Raw genomic sequence first — 17,790 nt, forward strand, 5'->3', positions numbered from 1 at the left:
GACTTATTCGTTATCCCCGACTTCGGCGAAGCGTTCGATCCATTCGCTCAGTTCGGGGAATTCTTCGCGCATCGGCGTGACGGCCTCGCGGAAGGGTTCGAGATCGACCGAGATGAACTCCACGCCTTCCGCTTCCAGCTGCTCGCGATAGTTTTCTTCCTGCGCCACCATCTCGTCGGTCGCCCAGAGCATGGCCTCGCGGCCTTCCTCGACCAGGATATCCTGCAGCTCTTCGGGATAGGACTCGAAGGTCGCCGAATCGAAGATGAAGGTCATCGCACCGATCACGTGGTTGGTGTTGATGACGTGCGATTGGACCTCGTAGAACTTGGCCGAATAGATGTATTCCAGCGGGTTTTCCTGGCCGTCGACCACACCCTGCTGCAGCGAGGTGAAGATCTCGTCCGTGGGCATGGGAACGGGATCGGCCCCCAGGTGCTCCCAGGTCTGCCGGTACATCTTCAACGGCGGCACGCGCAGCTTCAGGCCTTCCAGGTCCTCGATCGATTCGACGGGCTGGTTGGCGGAGAGCTTACGCGCTCCGCGATAGCCGGCTCCGATGATCCTGAAGCCCGTGGCCTCTTCCACGGCATCGAAGAACTCATCCCCGACATCGCCGTAATAGATCGACCGGAAATGATCCAGGTTGCGCACGAGATAGGGGAAGGCCTCGACACCCGGCAGCGGATCGTAGCGATCCAGGGTGCCGACCGATTCCAGCACCATGTCGTTGGTGCCGATCTGCAAGGCCTCGATGGCCTCGTCCCAGCTGCCGGTGCTGCCGCCGCCGGCGATGGAGACCGTGACCTTGCCGTCCGTGCGTTCCTCGATGGCATCGGCATAGCGCTTGGCCGTCCGGGTCCAGATGTTGCCCTCGGGATAGCCGTGGGCGAACTGCAGTTCCGTTTCCGAAATTTCCGCATTCGCGGCAACGGGGGCACTCATCCCGATCAGGGCGGCGAGCGCCAGTATGCTTCCAACTTGCTTCATGGTCCTGTTTCCTCCCAGGGAAATGGTTGATCGTTGTTGTTGTTATTGTCAGGCGACACGGTCCCCCTTGCGTACGGTGGCCGCGCGGTTGTCCACGCCCGGCAGCATCTTGGCCGGGTCGCGGGTAACGACGACATCGAGCACGCTCGGCCCCTCGCGGAACGAGAGCGCACTGTCCAGGGCGCCCGAGATCTCGTCGGGGGCCTCGACACGAATGCCGCGGCAGCCCAGGGACTGGGCCACGTCGGCGTAGTTCACCTCGACCAGGTCGCTGGACTGATAGCTGCCGGCGCCGTACATCAGGTGCTGCAGCGCCTTGACGTAGCCGGAGGCCGCGTTGTTCACCACGATGACGGTGAGCGGCAGGCCCAGGCGGCGCGCCGTTTCCAGCTCGCCCATGGTCATGTTGAAGCCGCCGTCGCCGGTCAGGCCCACGACCGGCCGGCCCGGCGCACCCAGGGCCGCGCCCATGGCGCCCGGCAGGCCGTAACCGATGGAGGCGAAGCCGCGGTCCGGCACGAAGCCGCGCCCGGCCTGCTTGGTGTCGTAGAGCAGGCCGCCCCAGTGCGCGGCGAACCCGCCGTCGGCCACCAGGATCCCCTCGGCGGGCAGGCGCTGGTTCAGCTCGTGCATCAGCCGCGCCATGTTGATCGGCACCTCGGTCGAGGTCAGGCGCTCGTCCACCGAGGCGCGCCAGGTCTGCATGCGCTTGGCCACCTCGTCGGCATAGCCCTGCTGGCGGCTGCGGATCTCGCTCCCCCGCGCCTCCAGGCTCAGGCGCAGGTCGCGCACGCCCTCGCGCACGTCACCCCAGAGGCGCAGGTCGGCGGGAAAGGTGCGGTCGAACTCCTCGGCCAGGATGTCCAGGTGGATCAAGGTCTTGCCTGCCGGCGGCACGCTGTAGCGCTTGGTCGCGATCTCGCCCAGCTTGCAGCCGGCCACCAGGATGCAGTCGGATTCCTCGATCAGCGTGTTGGCGATGCGGTCATAACGTCCGAACAGCCCCGCGTTCAGCGGGCTGGTACAGGCGATCGCGCCCTTGCCCGTCATGGTGTGGGCGACCGGCAGGTTGAGCGCCTCGGCCAGTCGCTGCACCTCGTCGGCTGCCTGGCTGATGTGCACGCCGCCGCCGCACAGCATGATCGGCTTCTGCGCCTCGGCCAGCAGGTCGCGGGCGCGCTCCAGATCCTCCCGCGCCGGGCGGCAGCGGACGGCGGGCGCGGCGGCATGCACCGGGTCCGCCTCCAGATCGGCCATGTCGAAGACCAGTTCGGCGTGGCAGATGTCCTCCGGCACGTCGACGATCACCGGCCCGGGCCGGCCCGAGGTCGCCACCGCGAAGGCGCGGCGCACCAGCTCGGGAATGCGCTCGGCCACCTCGATGCGGATCAGGTCCTTGCAGGCCGGGCGCAGGATCTCGGTCTGCCGCGATTCCTGGGTCATGTTCTTCCAGGAATGCCCGCGATGGGTGTCGCCGACGAAGACCACCAGCGGCGAGCCGGCGTTCAGCGCCTCCACCAGGCCGGTCACCAGGTTGGTCGCCCCCGGGCCCAGGGTGGCGTCGCAGACGCCCACGCGCCCGGTCACCTTGGCATAGGCATCGGCGATGAAGACGGCGCAGCGCTCGTCGTTGATCAGGTTGTGGTTCAGGCCGATGCGGCGCGCCGCGTCATAGAAGGGCAGCAGCTGGAACCCGCCCATGCCGAACATCGGCCCGATCTCCAGGGCCTTCAGGACACGGGCGATGGCCTCGCCGCCGGTCATCTCGCTGTTGGATGTCATCTTCGACAGGGTTCCCTTGTGTTTCTCAGGCGGTCTCGACGGCCGTCATGTCCCGCGCCGCCTGCGCGATGTCATCGGCCGTCACCCGGACCTGGTTTTCCAGGTTGGGGGCGTAACTGATGGGGATGCGCGGGGCCGCCAGCCGCCGCGGCGGTGCCTTCAGCGCGCCGTGCAGCTGCTCGGCCACGCTGGCCGCCACCTCGGCGCCGAAGCCCGCAACCTGCACCGCCTCGTGCACCACCAGCAGGCGCCCCGTGCGCTCGACACTGGAAAGCACGCCGTCGCGGTCCCAGGGCCAGAGCGTGCGCAGATCCAGGACCTCCGCCTCGATGCCCTCGCCGGCCAGGGTCTCGGCCGCCTCATGCGCGCTGTGCACAGCGGCCGACCAGCTGACGATGGTCAGGTCGCGGCCCTCGCGCAGACGGCGCGCCTTGCCGAACTCCGCCGGGCCGGCGTCCGCCTCCACCTCGCCTTCCAGTGGCCAGAGGTTCTTGTGCTCCAGGTAGACCACCGGATCGTCGCAGCGGATCGCCGCCTTCAGCAGAGCGTGGTTGTCCGCCGGCGTCGCCGGCACGGCCACCACCAGCCCCGGGATATGCGCGTACCAGGCCTCCAGCGACTGAGAATGCTGGGCGGCGGAGGAGCGCCAGATGCCCATGGGCTCGCGCACCACGATGGGCACCCGGGTCTGGCCGCCGAACATGTAACGTGCCTTGGCCGCCTGGTTGACCAGCTCGTCGATGGCGCAGAGCGCGAAATCGGAAAAGCGCATCTCCACCACGGGCCGCGTGCCCATCATGGCCGCACCTACGGCCGCACCCAGGATGCAGGATTCCGAGATCGGCGCATCGGAAATCCGCTCGGCCCCGAACTCCTCGGCCAGGCCCTTGTACTGCCCGAAGACGCCGCCGCGCCCCAGGTCCTCGCCCAGCGCCCAGACCATCGGGTCGCGGCGCATTTCCTCGGCCAGCGCCAGCCGTGCCGCATCGATATAGCTCGTCCGGGCCATGTCAGAAGGCTCCCTGCCGGGGATCGCCGACATCCTGGACGTCGGCATGGGCCAGCGCATCGTCCGGCCAGTCGCTGTTCTTCGCCTGCTCGTAGACGCCGTCCATCTCGCTCTTGGCCTGGGCGGCAATGTCCTCCAGCGTCGCGGCACCCACGCCGGCGGCCTCCAGCAGCTGGCGGCAGCGGGCGATGGGATCCAGCTGCCAGCGTTCCTCGACCTCCTCGCTGGGGCGATAGGCCGCCGGATCGGTCGCGGTATGGCCGGTCAGGCGATAGGTCGAGGCCACCAGCATGCGGGGCTTGCCGCCCCGCGCCTCGGCGATCAGCCGGGCGGAGACCTGGTCCAGCTCGACGATGTCGTTGCCGTCCAGCTGCTCGGCCGGAATGCCGATGGCCTCGGCGCGCGCCGCCGGTCCGGCGCCGGCGCTCATGGCCGCGGTGCGGGTGGTGGCGGCAAAGCCGTTGTCCTCACAGACGAAGAGGATGGGCAGCTCGAAGACGCCGGCCCAGTTCAGGCCCTCCAGGAAGGGGCCGCGGTTGATCGCCCCGTCCCCGAAGAAGCAGACGACGACCTTGCTCTCGCCCTTCAGCTTGATGGCGTGCGCCGCTCCAGCGGCGATGTTGATGTTCGCCGCCACGACGCCGTTGGCGCCCAGCATGCCGACGCCGAAGTCGGCGATGTGCATGGAGCCGCCTTTGCCCTGGCAGTTGCCCCCGGCGCGCCCGAACAGCTCGCGCATCATGGCCAGGGGATCGGCCCCCTTGGCCATGGTGTGGCCGTGGCCGCGATGGGTGGACAGGATGATATCATCGGACGCCAGGTTGCCGCAGATGCCCGCGGCGATGGCTTCCTGGCCGATCGAGGGGTGTATCGCCCCCAGCACCAGCTTTTCGTCCAGCGAGCGGATCGCCGCCTCCTCGAAGGCGCGAATCCGGCACATCTGGCGGAAGAATCCCTCGTAACGCTCGGTATCGAGCCTGTTGGCGGGATAGGACAAGACGCCAACCTCCCTGTTGCATCTTCCAAGGACCGCCTTCTTCTGTGGGCGGTTTTGGCTTCCGTTATGCGGAATTTGAAAGACCGTAAAACGGAACAAACAGCTGCGTCAACCGCCTTGCTGGCGAAAAGGCACCGGGCCCCGACGTCCGTCAGGAAAGCAGTGCCATCTCCGGTGGCGAGGAGGGGGCGGCTCGGCCGATCTGCTGCGACAGGGCCGCGGACTCCTCTTTCAGCAGGGCCTGCAGCTCGTCCACCCGTTCCGCGCTCATGCGCTCGCGGATGGCGGCGATGGACAGTGCGGCCACCACGTCGCCCTCGCCATCGTGCACGGGCACGCCCAGCGCGTTCATGGCATTGACGATGCGCCCGTCGTTGAAGGTATGGCCCTGCTGTCGCGCCCGGACGATCATGCCCCACAGACTCTCGTCGTCGAAGGCACCATAGGGCCGCCGCGCCGCGGCGTTCGCCGCCAGCAGGCGCTCCACCTGGCTGTCCTCCAGGAAGGCCAGCAGGGCCAGGCTGCCCGCCCCCACGCCCAGCGGCCGTCGGTCGCCGACGTTGAGCGTCAGTGTCTTGATGGGATAGCTGCCGGTGGCGCGGTCGATGCACAGCGCCTCGTCGCCCGCGCGCACGGACAGGAAGACGGTGTCGCCCGTGCGCTCGGCCAGGCGCTGCAGGGCCGGCCGGGCCAGCTCGATCACGTCGAAGCGGCGCGCCGCCATGCCCAGCGAGAACAGGCCGAAGCCCAGGCGATAGAGCCGGCTCGACGGCCCGCGCTCGACGAAGCCCACGGCCACCAGGGCGGACAGCAGGCGGTGCGTGGTGGTCTTGCCCAGGCCCGTACGCTCCGCGATATCGGACAGGCGGCAGCCGTCGCTGCCCCCCTGCTCCAGGGCGCGCAGCACCAGTGCCACGCGATCCACCGTCTTGACCGTCGATTGCTCGCCCGTATCCGCCATGCCCCCATCACTTCAGTGTGTTCCGCAATACGGAACGAACTGTACCTTTTTACAGGATTGCATGCAATTTATGCGTTGAGACACCTCGAGCCCCATCGCTTGGATGCGAGCCCCATTGGATGAAAAAGTTTTCTACAAGCTCCACTCAATACTGGAATTAAAAGGATACCTATCGAAAGGACAGGTATAAGCCCTCTCAAAATGGGGGCAAAAATTTGCGGGATATTAATATAATTTTAATTATTTATAAATCACCTTAGGACTTCCATCAAAAGCAACTCAGTAAAATAATGAAAAGATATTATTATAGTAATTTTATTCACAATTTTTTTGAAGAGTCAGAAGAAAGTATACTTGGTAAATTAACACAGAATCACCATTTTTCACTTGATATACAACAAAAATATTCATGGCTATTTCAGATAAAAAATATTAAGGATCAACTTAATATTTTTCCATACGGTAAGATTTTTCTGGAATTTTCAATACCAAGAATGGGAAAGCGCGTAGATGCGATATTTCTATACGCTGGCATCATATTTGTCATTGAATACAAAGTTGGCGCCGATACGTACGACCGCCATGCCATAGATCAAGCGCTTGATTATGCGCTCGATCTCAAAAATTTTCATGAGTACAGCCACGATAGGCCAATAGTGCCGGTGGTTATAGCAACCGCTGCACCAAAAAGGGATATGCGGCTGAATTGGTATAGTGACCAGGTGGCCATTCCTCTGCTTTCAAACGGAGAGGATTTAAAATCAGTTATCCGGCACGCGGCAGAGAACCTAAACCAAGCTTCCATAAGGACTTATGGTTTTGCTGAAGATAAAGACGACTCTCTAGATGAATGGTCAGAGGGAAACTATAAACCTACCCCAACGATTGTTGAGGCCGCGCAAGCTCTCTACCAAGGCCATAATGTTGAAGAGATATCTCGTTCTGATTCGGGCGCAATAAATCTTGGACAGACCACCCGGAAGCTAAACGAGATTATTCATAAATCTCGCCTCAACAACCAAAAGGCGATCTGCTTTGTGACCGGAGTACCGGGTGCTGGGAAAACACTGGCTGGACTGAATATTTCAACGCAAAAAGAAGAAGGTCATGAGGAACATGCTGTCTTCCTCTCCGGGAATGGTCCACTGGTGACTGTTTTAAGAGAGGCGTTAGCACGGGATGAAGTTGATCGTAGCAAGACGAGCATTGAACCGATTGATAAAAAAACTGCGCTTAAGAAAGTCAGCACATTTATTCAAAACATCCATCACTTTCGTGACGAGGGGCTTCGTTCTCAGGCGCCACCCGTTGAGCACGTGGTAGTCTTTGACGAGGCACAAAGAGCCTGGAATAAGCCACACGCTGAGAGATTTATGAAGCAAAAACGAGGAGAAGCCTCGTTTAATATGTCAGAACCTGAGTTCTTGATTAATCTTATGGACCGCCGTGATGACTGGGCCACAATTATATGCCTAATAGGGGGTGGACAAGAAATTAATACAGGAGAAGCCGGTTTAATTGAATGGTTTGAGGCCTTGCAAAAACATTTTCCACATTGGTGTATTTATCATTCCGGACAATTGACTCACCCAGACTATAGCTGGGGCCATAATCTTTCGGCTAAACTTTTGGGCCTAAACTCTACAGCAGTCGAAGCATTACACCTCGCCATCTCTGTAAGGTCTTATCGAGCGGAAAAGCTCTCAGAATTTGTTGGCGCCATAATTGAAGGGGACGCGACCAAAGCACGATCATTGGGCCAAGAGTTGCCTCAGTATCCAATGGCAGTAACTCGAAATCTAAATAAGGCGCGTCAGTGGTTACGCAATCATGCACGTGGCACCGAACGTCTTGGGCTTGTTGCCTCATCAGGTGCCATTCGCCTGAAACCAGACGGCCTTCACGTCAAAGCAAAAATTGACCCTGCAAATTGGTTTTTAAATGGAAAAGAAGATATTCGGTCCTCGTACTACCTAGAGGACGTTGCTACCGAATTTGATATTCAGGGTTTAGAACTAGACTGGGCAGGCGTTTGCTGGGACGCAGACTTCAGACGTGTTAATGATGCTTGGAATTATTATGATTTTCGCGGCACTAAGTGGCAAAACATCAAAGATGATTTTCGTCGAACCTATCTTGCCAATGCATATCGTGTCCTTTTGACACGGGCACGTCAGGGTATGGTAATTTATATTCCAGAAGGTGACTTTGAAGACTATACTCGACTGCCTGAGTATTATGAAGAAACTTTTACTTTTTTACGTTCTTGTGGAATTAAAATTTTATAAGAACTTTCAGGAGTGCATTTGATCCCGCATCAGAATTACACGCCCGTCCTACTGCAGAGCTATATCCTGTCATGACTCTTGCTTGCTATCGTTCCGTGGAAAGAACAATCGCTGCTAGGGCACTGAAGAAAATGGCGCGCCGGAGAGGATGAAATTGGGAACGCGTATATAGCTGTTTCCGTCCTTTAATTTCTGCGCAGGGGAGCCCGTTTGAAGCGCTCCGCAGGGGATTTAGCCAAATCTCGCTACCGCTAATAATCCGGACATCTCGTAGCGTATCAGCGCGCTTTTCCGCCGCAGACTGTGTACGCTTCGAGAAGAGGTCCTTCGGCGCCCTTCACCAGATGCTGGCGGGGCTCGATTAGACAGGACGCAAAGGCAGCATGGTCGAAGATCGAGGACGTGCTTTTCCGCCTTCGAGAAGGGCGGAACGATCAAACGCCCGTGCGAGCTCGTTGTGGCCCGGCGCGAAATAACGAGAGGGACCGATCATGGAAGCCAAAATCGCCATTTCACAGAAGCCGCCAGTCTTGCTTGATCTTGACGCGACGCTCGAGCGCGCCATTGAAACGATCGCCGAAGCGGCCGGCGAAGGCGCGAAGCTGATCGTTTTCCCGGAAGCCTATCTGCCCGGCTATCCGACCTGGATCTGGCGGCTGCGGCCAGGCGGCGACATGGCGCTCGGCAACAGGCTCCATACCGAGCTTCGCCGCAACGCTGTCGATATCAACGGCGGCGGGCTCGACCGGCTGTGCAAGGCTGCCGCGGAGCACGGCATGGTCGTGGTGATGGGCATGCACGAGATTGACTCCGCCTTCAGCGGCTCGACCCTGTTCAACAGCGTTGTCGTGATCGGCGACGATGGCGCGATCCTCAATCGTCACCGCAAGCTGATGCCGACCAATCCGGAGCGCATGGTCTGGGGCTTCGGCGATGCAAGTGGCCTGCGTGTGGTGGATACGCCCGTTGGCCGCATCGGCTGCCTGATCTGCTGGGAGAGCTACATGCCGCTTGCCCGCTTCGCCCTCTATGCCCAAAACATCAACATCTATGTCGCCCCGACCTGGGACAATGGCGAGACGTGGCTTGCGACGATGAACCACATCGCGCGCGAGGGCGGCTGCTGGGTGCTGAGCTCTGCGACCGCGCTTACCGGGTCCGACGTCCCGGCAAGCTTCCCGGATCGCGAGGTGCTGTTCGAGGACGAGGAATGGATCAATCCTGGCGACGCCGTCGTGGTGAAGCCCTTCGGCGGGGTCGTTGCCGGGCCGCTGCACCGCGAAAAGGCCATCCTCTATGCCACAATCGACGCCGAAGCCGCACGAAGCGCGCGCAGGTCGCTCGATGTCGCCGGGCATTACGGCCGGCCGGATCTGTTCCGGCTGGAGATCGATCGGCGCGCGAAGCCTCCGGCGTCCTTTGTCGATCCAGACGGTCCACACCCATAGAGGCACCTGACCTGGTCTGGCGGTTGCCGCTCGCAATGACGCCGAACCTGTGGTGCCCAGTTTTGTTCTGAAGCGGCGGAAAATGGCGCGCCCGGGAAGATTCGAACTCCCAACCTCCTGATCCGTAGTCAGGTGCTCTATCCAGTTGAGCTACGGGCGCTTGCTGTCCGCGTGATCTCTGGCGGGACGGTCCCGAGCGGCCGGTTGCGGGCCGTGGTCATCGGGATGGGCGTATCTAACAAAAGGACGGGGGGCGGACAAGCCGCTTGTTGAAGTTTTTTTGCGCCTTAGCCTGCACCGCACAACCGCTGCGGTGGAGACGCATGTCCGCCACACCCCGGCCGCTTTCCTGCAGGACGCGGATTCGAAAGGGGAAATCAGTCTTGTTCCGCTTGACTCCATAAAGTACCATCAGCGCACCTTTCGGGGAGGCGTCCGTGCGTCCATCCCGTACTGCCGGGGTCGTAACAAGGCAGGCAGTCGTGTGCGGCGGACGGCAACAAAAGCCAGGGGTTCGGGGTTGAATTAAAACATGTCATTTTTCCAAGGTCGCATTATCGGCGCCGTCAGCGCGCTGTTCCTGATCGCCGGATGCACGACGCTGGGCGGCGATCCCGGATCGCAAACCGGAGGCTCCGCAAACGGCGGCGGCATCCAGAGCCCCCTGGTCCTGGGGACCGGGACGTTCGAGCCCGAAGGGGTCCCCTCCTTCCAGTCCACCGGCACCGAGGTGGGCGAGCGGGTGCAGTCGCTGCGCGCCGACCTGGCCGACATCCAGGCCCAGATCCGCGAACAGAACGAGGCCCTGCAGGCCCAGCGGCGCCAGTCCCGGGAGTCGGCGCAGAGCTATCACGCCCTGAAAAGCGACATCAACGCGAAGCTGCAGGTGGGCACCACGCCCGGCAACCCGCGTCTGGTCTCGCAGTGGAACGAGGCGCAGAGCGAACTGGGCGACGTGGACCAGAGCATCCAGCGGATGAATTCGCTGTCCAGCGAGGTCTCCTCCACCGCGTCGGAGACCGGCTACCTGCTGGAATCCATCCGCTCCACCTTCACGCTGTCCGGCGCCGTGGACGCCGATCACGATCACCTGACGGTGCTGGAGGACGCGGCCAACCAGACCGCGGTGCTGGTCGACCGCCTGGACAGCGAACTGACCGAGGACATCCAGCGCCAGACCTCCTATCTGTCGACCGAGCGCTCGAACCTGAACGCCCTGTCGGTGGCCATCGAGAACGGCGAGTACACGGGCGTCAGCCTGTCGAACCGCATCTACGGCCAGGCACAGCCGCCCTCCCCCGACGGCGCAGCCGGGCGCCTGGGCCAGGAACGGCCGCTGGCCATCATCACCTTTCGGGACGAGAACACGCGCTATGAGCCCGAGCTCTACAACGCCGTGAACCAGGTGCTGGAGCGCCGGCCCAACGCCGGCTTCGACGTGCTGGCCGTGGCCCCCGAAGGCGACAGCGAGGGGGAAAGCGCGCTGGCCACCAACCGCACGCGCCGCGACGGCGAACGCGTCCTGCGCTCACTGGCCTCCATGGGCCTGCCGGCGGAACGCCTGTCGCTCTCGGCCACCAACTCGCCCCTGGTCGACCAGGGCGAGGTGCACGTCTACATCCGCTGAGCGTAGCGCGCCCGCGAGCCAGAGCACGCCGAGGACAGCGCGCCATTGCCTTGCCGGACGAGTTGGCGTATGCCCCTGCTCCATCATCCGACCCGCTCAGCACGGAGGCCGACGGCGTGAGCCCCAGCGACATTCCAGCCAAGACCTTCCCCGTTTCCTGGTGGGAACTGCACCGCGACGCCCGGGCGCTGGCCTGGCGCCTGATGGGCAACGGCCCCTACGAGGGCATTGTCGCCATCACCCGCGGCGGCATGGTGCCCGCCGCCATCGTGGCGCGCGAGCTGGAGATCCGCCTGATCGACACGATCTGCATCGCCAGCTATGACGAGACGGTCCAGGGCGAGCTGGTGGTGCTGAAGGACGTCCAGGGCGACGGGACGGGCTGGCTGATCATCGACGACCTGGTGGACACCGGCAAGACCGCGCGTGCCGTGCGCGAGCGCCTGCCCAACGCGCACTTCGCCACCATCTATGCCAAGCCCGAGGGCCGGCCCCTGGTGGACAGCTTCATCACAGAGGTCAGCCAGGACACCTGGATCCTGTTCCCCTGGGACACCGACATGCAGGCCGTGCCTCCGTTGGCCCGGCGATAAGACTGGATCCGGCGCCGCCCTCAGCGCCGCATGTTCTGTTCCCAGCGTTCCTGATCCCGCTCCCGCACACGCTCCGAGTCGCTGGTCGGCTCGCTGCCGGTCAGCCGGCCGATCAGGTCGTCCAGGAAGCCGCCCACGCCGCCACTGCCGCTGCCCTGGCTCTCGGGCTGGGCGGGCTGCTGGTTGCGGGCGACCACCGGCTGGGCCTCGCGGATCAGCGGCCGGGCCGGCTCACCCTCCAGCGCGCGGGTGACGATGGCGTTCCACAGCCGCGCCGGCAGGCCGCCGCCGGTGACCCCCTGCATCACGGTGTTGTCATCGTTGCCGACCCAGACGCCGACCACCAGCTCCGCCGTGAAGCCGATGAACCAGGCATCGCGCGAATCCTGTGTGGTGCCGGTCTTGCCGCCGGCCGGCCGGCCCGGCGCCGCGGCGCGCGAAGTGCCCCATTCCACCGAGGCGCGGAACAGGTCGACCATGGCCGCCTGCACCCGGGGCTCGATCACGCGGCCCGGCCCCTCGCCCGAACGCTGATAGAGCAGCACGTTGCCCTGGCCCGTCACCTGGCGCACGCCATGGGGCCAGATGCCCCGGCCGCCGTTGGCAAAGGGCACATAGGCCGCCGTCAGGTCCAGCAGGTTCACCTCCGAAGTGCCCAGTGCCAGGCTGGGGTTGGGCTTCAGCGCGGACTCGATGCCCAGGCGCTCGGCCGTGTCCACCACGCTCTGCGGCCCCACGTCCATGATCAGCTGCACGGCCACGGAATTCAGCGAGCGGGCGAAGGCCTCGCGCAGGGTCACCTCGCCGTAATAGCGATCGCCGTAGTTGCCGGGGCTCCAGGGACCGCTGGGCAGCGAGACCCGCACCGGCGAATCGGTGGCGCGGGTGTCGGGGGCCAGGCCGTTCTCGAAGGCGGCCAGGTAGACGAAGGGCTTGAAGGCCGAACCGGGTTGCCGGCTGGCCTGGACCGCACGGTTGAACTGGCTGCTGTCCCAGGAGCGCCCGCCCACCATGGCGCGAATGGCGCCGTCGTGGGACAGCGCCACCACGGCTGCCTGGTCGGCGCCCTTCGCCTCGCCCTCGGCCTTCAGCAGGCGCTCGACCTCCTGTTCGGCGATTTTCTGGATCTCCGGGTCCAGCGTGGTGGAGATGGTCACGTCCTGGCTGAGCGGGCCGACGATGTCACCGATCTGCGAGGCTGCCCAGCTGGCGAAATAGCGCCCGGTCTTGCGCAGGTCTGGCTCGGCGGAACTGCCGTCCTCCAGCGCCTGCTCGGCCTCGGCCCGGCTGACGAAGTCCGCGGCCACCATGGCATCCAGCACCTGCGCCGTGCGCCGGTGTGCCAGCTCGGGATTGTTGGTGGGGTTGTAGCGCGAGGGCGCGCGCAGCAGGCCGGCGATCATCGCCGCCTCGTACAGCGTGACCTCGCGCGCCGACTTGTCGAAATAGCGCCGGGCCGCGGCGTCCACGCCATAGGTGCCGGCACCGAAATAGACCCGGTTGAGGTAGAGGGCCAGGATCTGGTCCTTGCTGAGCCGCCGTTCCAGCCAGAAGGCCAGCATCAGCTCCTTCACCTTGCGCTCGAAGGTGCGCTCTGAGGACAGGAAGACGTTCTTGGCCAACTGCTGGGTGATGGTGGAGCCGCCCTGCACCACGTCCCATTCCACCAGGTTGACGTAGGTGGCGCGCAGCAGGCCCACGGGGTCCAGTCCGAAATGGTCATAGAAGCGCCGGTCCTCGATGGCCATGACCGCCTGCGGCAGGTGCGGCGGCAGTTGCGCCACGCTCAGCGGCTCGCCATAGACCTCGCCGAAGGCCGCCAGCGGGCGGCCGGTGACATCGACCACCTGGACGCTGGGCCGGCGCCCGGTATCCGCGATGCGACTGACATCGGGCAGGTCATAGGCATAATAGGCCACCACAGAACCCAGCAGGATGACGCCCCAGACGGCGACGATGGCGGCCAGCTTCGCGGTGGTCTTGAGCCAGCGGCGCCCATTGCCGTGCGGGCTCGCCCCGCGGCGTCCGCCACCATTCCCACGGCCACCATTTCCCCGGCCGCCATTTCGGCCGCCGGCGCTGCGCCCCTTTCCGCCGGCGCTCTTGGCCGCGGCGGTGCGGCGGGCGGGCTTCTTGGCGGCCGAAGGGGAGCCGGCCTTGCGCGCGGCCCCGGCCTTTCCCCCACGCTGGGAGCGCGTCCTGCGCTCGCCCGCCAGGTCCCTGTCCGACTCCGAAGAGGTCCCGCGTTTCGTCATGCTTCCTCTTTAGGACAGAAATCCGGGCAAGACCAGAGGCGCCATAAGGCAACTTCGTGGCATTCGGACAGAGGTCCCGCTGCCGAGTCCCGGTGCCGAACCCTCAGATATCCAGGTTGGAAACCTGCAGGGCATTGGTCTGGATGAACTCGCGGCGCGGCTCCACCTCGTCGCCCATCAGGGTCTCGAAGATCAGGCCGGCGTCCTCGGCATGGGCCACCTTGACCTTCAGCAGCGAGCGCGCCTCGGAATCCAGCGTGGTCTCCCACAGCTGGCTCGGGTTCATCTCGCCCAGTCCCTTGTAGCGGGCCACCGACACGCCCTTCTTGCCCCAGGCCAGGACGGCGTCGGCCAGGGAGACCGGGCCATAGACCTTCTTCTCCTGATCCTTGCCGGTCAGCACGCCGGGGGTCTTGTAGACCTCCCACAACTCCTCGCGCATGCCCTTCAGCTGCCGTGCCTCGCTGGAAGAAACCAGCGTCGCATCCAGGTGCCGCTTCTCCGGCACGCCACGCAACACGCGGGTGAAGACCAGGCCGCCGAAGCGGTCGCTCTCGCCGGTCCAGCCGCGCTCGTGCTCGGGCGCCAGGGTGTCCAGGCGCTTGGCGACATAGGCCGCCGCCTCGTTCGCCTTGTCCTCGTCGGCCAGGATCTCGGGGTCCAGCGCACCGGCGATCGCCGCCTGCTCGATCACCTCATAGGAGCCCACCTTGTAGACCATGGTCTCGATCTGGTGGCGCGCCTTGACCGCACGCCGCACCAGGCGCGCCAGGTCCTCGCCGGCGATCTGGGTGCCGTCGGACAGCACCAGGGCGGTGTGGTTCAACGCGTTCTGGATCAGGTACTCCTCCATCTCGCGGTCGCCCTTCAGGTAGGTCATCGACTCCCCACGCTTGGCGCGATAGAGCGGCGGCTGGGCGATGTAGAGGTGGCCGTTATCCACCAGCTCGCGCATCTGCCGGAAGAAGAAGGTCAGCAACAGCGTGCGGATGTGGCTGCCGTCCACGTCGGCGTCCGTCATGATGATGATCTTGTGATAGCGCAGCTTCGCCAGGTTGAACTCCTCGGGGCCGATGCCGGTGCCCAGCGCGGTGATCAGGGTCCCGATCTCCTGGCTGGAGAGCATCTTGTCGAAGCGTGCGCGCTCGACGTTCAGGATCTTGCCGCGCAGGGGCAGGATCGCCTGGTACTTGCGGTCGCGGCCCTGCTTGGCCGAACCGCCGGCGGAATCGCCCTCGACGATGAACAGCTCCGACTTGGTGGGGTCGCGCTCCTGGCAGTCGGCCAGCTTGCCGGGCAGCGAGGCCACGTCCAGCACGCCCTTGCGGCGGGTCAGCTCGCGTGCCTTGCGCGCCGCCTCGCGGGCGCTGGCGGCCTCGACCACCTTGCTCACCACGCGCTTGGCCTCGTTGGGGTGCTCCTCGAAGAACTGCTGCAGCTTCTCGTTCACCACCGATTCCACGATGGGACGCACCTCGGATGAAACCAGCTTGTCCTTGGTCTGGCTGGAGAACTTGGGGTCCGGCACCTTCACCGACAGCACGCAGGTCAGGCCCTCGCGCGCGTCGTCGCCGGTCAGGCTGACCTTCTCCTTCTTCAGCAGGCCCGCCTCGTGGGCATAGTTGTTGACCTGCCGGGTCAGCGCGGCGCGGAAACCGGCCAGGTGCGTGCCGCCGTCGCGCTGCGGGATGTTGTTGGTGAAGCACAGCATGGTCTCGTGATAGCTGTCGTTCCACTGCATCGCCAGCTCGACCGTGACGGTGTCGCGTTCCATGCTGATCTGGATCGGCTTTTCCAGCAGGGGGTGCCGGCTGCGGTCCAGGTAGTTGACGAAGGCCTCGATGCCGCCGTCGTAGTGCAGGTCCACCTCGACCGGCTCGGGATGGCGCTTGTCCACCAGCTTGATGTGCACGCCGGAGTTCAGGAAGGCCAGCTCGCGCAGGCGATGTTCCAGGGCCCCGAAGTCGAATTCGATGTTGGTGAAGGTTTCGGGCGAGGGCAGGAAATCGATCTGGGTTCCCTGCTTGCCGTCGGCGGGACCCACCACGCGCAGCGGCTCCACCGGCTCGCCGTCCTCGAAGCGCACGTAATGCTCATTGCCGTTGCGCCAGATGCGCAGCTCGAGCCAGGTGCTGAGCGCGTTGACCACGGACACGCCCACGCCGTGCAGGCCGCCGGAGACCTTGTAGGAGTTCTGGTCGAACTTGCCGCCGGCATGCAGCTGGGTCATGATCACCTCGGCTGCGGAGACCCCCTCCTCGGCATGGATGTCCACGGGCACGCCGCGGCCGTTGTCGTTGACCGTCACCGAGCCGTCGCCGTTCAGCTGGACCAGCACCAGGTCGCAATGGCCAGCCAGCGCCTCGTCGATGGAGTTGTCCACCACCTCGTAGACCATGTGATGCAGGCCGGAGCCGTCGTCCGTGTCCCCGATGTACATCCCCGGACGCTTGCGCACCGCCTCCAGGCCGCGCAGGACCTTGATGGACCCTGCGCCGTAGGCATCGTCTTCGCCTGAGGTCTCGGGGGTTTCGTTTACGTCGGAAGTGGCCATGATCTGTCTTCTTTACTGATACGGATAATGAATGAACTCGGCGCTCACGCCTCGCGCAGGACGAGGCCCTCGCGCAGGTGGAAGCGCTGGACGTCCGGGCCCAGGGCCGAGAACAGACCGCTGTCCGTCCCGCTCATCCAGGCCTGGACGCCCAGGTCCAGGATGCTGGCATAGAGCGCTTCGCGCAGTCCGGCGTCCAGGTGCGCCGCCACCTCGTCCAGCAGCAGCAGCGGGCCGGTCCCGCGTTCCAGCGACAGCAGCCGCGTGTGGGCCATGACCAGCGACAGCAGCAGGGCCTTCTGTTCCCCGGTGGAGCAGAAGGCTGCCGGCATGTCGCGCTCCAGGTCGCTGGCCGCCAGGTCGCAGCGATGGGCGCCGCAGGCCGCCCCGCCGGTCTCGCCGTCCGCCGGCCGGCTCTCCTCCAGACGGCGCAGCAGGCGTTCCTCCACCTGCACCGCCGGCATCTCGTCCAGCCAGCTCTCGGCGTCGCCGACCAGCGCCAGGCCTACGGCCGGGAAGGCGCCGTGGGTTTCCTCGCAGGCCGCCGCCAGGCGCGAGACCAGCGAGCGCCGGGCCGCGGCAATGGCCACGGCCTTCTCGGCCATGGTGCGTTCCAGCCCGCCCAGCCAGGACGGATCCCGGCGCTGTTCGCGCAGCAGGCGCGAGCGCTCGCGCATGGCATGTTCGTAGGCGGCGATGCGTCCGGCATGGGCCGGATCGAAACCGTAGACCAGGCGATCCAGGAAGCGCCGGCGCGAAGACGGCGATTCCTGGAAGATCCGGTCCATGTGCGGCGCCACCCAGACGGCCGAGACGATTTCGCCGAAGGCCTGCTGGCTGGAGACGAACTCGCCGTCCAGCTTCAGCAGCCGGCGTTCGCGCCCCGCCTCGTTGGCCGGATCCAGGCCGGTGCCCAACTCGCGCGGGCCCTCGGGCGTATGCACCCGCGCCGCCACGGCCCAGGCACGATCGCCCTCCGCCTCGTTGCCGGGCTTGCGGCGGCTGAGATCGCCCAGCCGGGCGCGGCGCAGGCCGCGGCCGGGCGCCAGCAGCGAGATCGCCTCCAGCAGGTTGGTCTTGCCGCTACCGTTGCCGCCCAGCAGGACCACCGGCCGCGCGTCGCAGCGCAGCTCGGTCTGCGCGAAATTGCGGAACGCGGTGACCGTCAGCCGCTCCAGCCAGAGAGCACGCCCCTCGGCCGGGCCACGGCCTGTCCGCTCGGACCTTTCGTTCTCGCCTTGAATCGCCGGATTTCCCATCATGACATGCCGTCGCGGCCACCGCCG

At 64.6% G+C, this 17,790-nt stretch carries 12 protein-coding genes and 1 tRNA gene; 4 read left to right on the plus strand and 9 right to left on the minus strand.

Features of this window, described 5'->3' with window-relative positions:
- Positions 1-3: 3 nt before the first annotated feature.
- The 5 genes from ACFOW6_RS00780 to ACFOW6_RS00800 form a co-directional block, all read right to left on the minus strand.
- Positions 4-990, minus strand: coding sequence for a TRAP transporter substrate-binding protein (locus ACFOW6_RS00780; RefSeq protein ID WP_382420155.1), 987 nt, complete (start codon positions 988-990; stop codon positions 4-6).
- 48 nt (positions 991-1,038) lie between these two features.
- Positions 1,039-2,772, minus strand: coding sequence for a thiamine pyrophosphate-binding protein (locus ACFOW6_RS00785; RefSeq protein ID WP_382420157.1), 1,734 nt, complete (start codon positions 2,770-2,772; stop codon positions 1,039-1,041).
- Positions 2,773-2,797: 25 nt separating this feature from the next.
- Positions 2,798-3,781 (minus strand): alpha-ketoacid dehydrogenase subunit beta, encoded by a 984-nt coding sequence (locus ACFOW6_RS00790; protein WP_382420159.1) that lies wholly within the window; start codon positions 3,779-3,781, stop codon positions 2,798-2,800.
- Between the two features lies 1 nt (position 3,782).
- The gene (locus ACFOW6_RS00795) at positions 3,783-4,778 is read right to left on the minus strand and encodes a thiamine pyrophosphate-dependent dehydrogenase E1 component subunit alpha (RefSeq protein WP_382420161.1); all 996 of its coding nucleotides are present in this window, start codon (positions 4,776-4,778) and stop codon (positions 3,783-3,785) included.
- Positions 4,779-4,929: 151 nt separating this feature from the next.
- Entirely contained in the window at positions 4,930-5,739 is an 810-nt protein-coding gene (locus tag ACFOW6_RS00800) for an IclR family transcriptional regulator (RefSeq protein WP_382420163.1), read from the minus strand.
- Between the two features lie 290 nt (positions 5,740-6,029).
- On the opposite strand from ACFOW6_RS00800, the gene ACFOW6_RS00805 reads away from it, so the two are divergent.
- Together ACFOW6_RS00805 and ACFOW6_RS00810 are read left to right on the plus strand one after the other, a co-directional pair.
- The gene (locus ACFOW6_RS00805) at positions 6,030-8,027 is read left to right on the plus strand and encodes a DUF2075 domain-containing protein (protein ID WP_382420165.1); all 1,998 of its coding nucleotides are present in this window, start codon (positions 6,030-6,032) and stop codon (positions 8,025-8,027) included.
- A 491-nt stretch (positions 8,028-8,518) separates the two neighbouring features.
- Positions 8,519-9,475: a carbon-nitrogen hydrolase family protein gene (locus ACFOW6_RS00810; protein ID WP_382420167.1), complete on the plus strand. Its 957-nt coding sequence runs from the start codon at positions 8,519-8,521 to the stop codon at positions 9,473-9,475.
- An 83-nt stretch (positions 9,476-9,558) separates the two neighbouring features.
- Here ACFOW6_RS00810 and ACFOW6_RS00815 read toward each other — a convergent pair.
- Positions 9,559-9,635 (minus strand) — tRNA-Arg (locus tag ACFOW6_RS00815).
- A gap of 372 nt (positions 9,636-10,007) precedes the next feature.
- Between ACFOW6_RS00815 and ACFOW6_RS00820 the strand changes: the two genes are divergently transcribed.
- Both ACFOW6_RS00820 and gpt read left to right on the plus strand, forming a co-directional pair.
- Positions 10,008-11,102 carry a hypothetical protein gene (locus ACFOW6_RS00820; RefSeq protein WP_382420169.1) on the plus strand — a complete coding sequence of 365 codons (1,095 nt, stop codon included), beginning with the start codon at positions 10,008-10,010 and terminating at the stop codon, positions 11,100-11,102.
- Positions 11,103-11,218: 116 nt separating this feature from the next.
- Positions 11,219-11,695 carry a xanthine phosphoribosyltransferase gene (gene gpt / locus ACFOW6_RS00825; protein WP_382420171.1) on the plus strand — a complete coding sequence of 159 codons (477 nt, stop codon included), beginning with the start codon at positions 11,219-11,221 and terminating at the stop codon, positions 11,693-11,695.
- A gap of 20 nt (positions 11,696-11,715) precedes the next feature.
- Here gpt and ACFOW6_RS00830 read toward each other — a convergent pair whose 3' ends face one another.
- From ACFOW6_RS00830 to recF, 3 genes are all read right to left on the minus strand, one after another.
- The gene (locus tag ACFOW6_RS00830) at positions 11,716-13,950 is read right to left on the minus strand and encodes a transglycosylase domain-containing protein (protein WP_382420173.1); all 2,235 of its coding nucleotides are present in this window, start codon (positions 13,948-13,950) and stop codon (positions 11,716-11,718) included.
- A gap of 103 nt (positions 13,951-14,053) precedes the next feature.
- The gene (gene gyrB, locus ACFOW6_RS00835; protein ID WP_382420175.1) at positions 14,054-16,504 is read right to left on the minus strand and encodes a DNA topoisomerase (ATP-hydrolyzing) subunit B; all 2,451 of its coding nucleotides are present in this window, start codon (positions 16,502-16,504) and stop codon (positions 14,054-14,056) included.
- 44 nt (positions 16,505-16,548) lie between these two features.
- Positions 16,549-17,766, minus strand: a complete 1,218-nt coding sequence (gene recF / locus ACFOW6_RS00840) for a DNA replication/repair protein RecF (RefSeq protein WP_382420177.1) — start codon at positions 17,764-17,766, stop codon at positions 16,549-16,551.
- Positions 17,767-17,790: the final 24 nt, after the last annotated feature.

Origin of the sequence: Fodinicurvata halophila (genome assembly GCF_042651425.1) — a bacterium.
Taxonomy (GTDB): Bacteria; Pseudomonadota; Alphaproteobacteria; order Kiloniellales; family DSM-21159; genus Fodinicurvata; species Fodinicurvata halophila.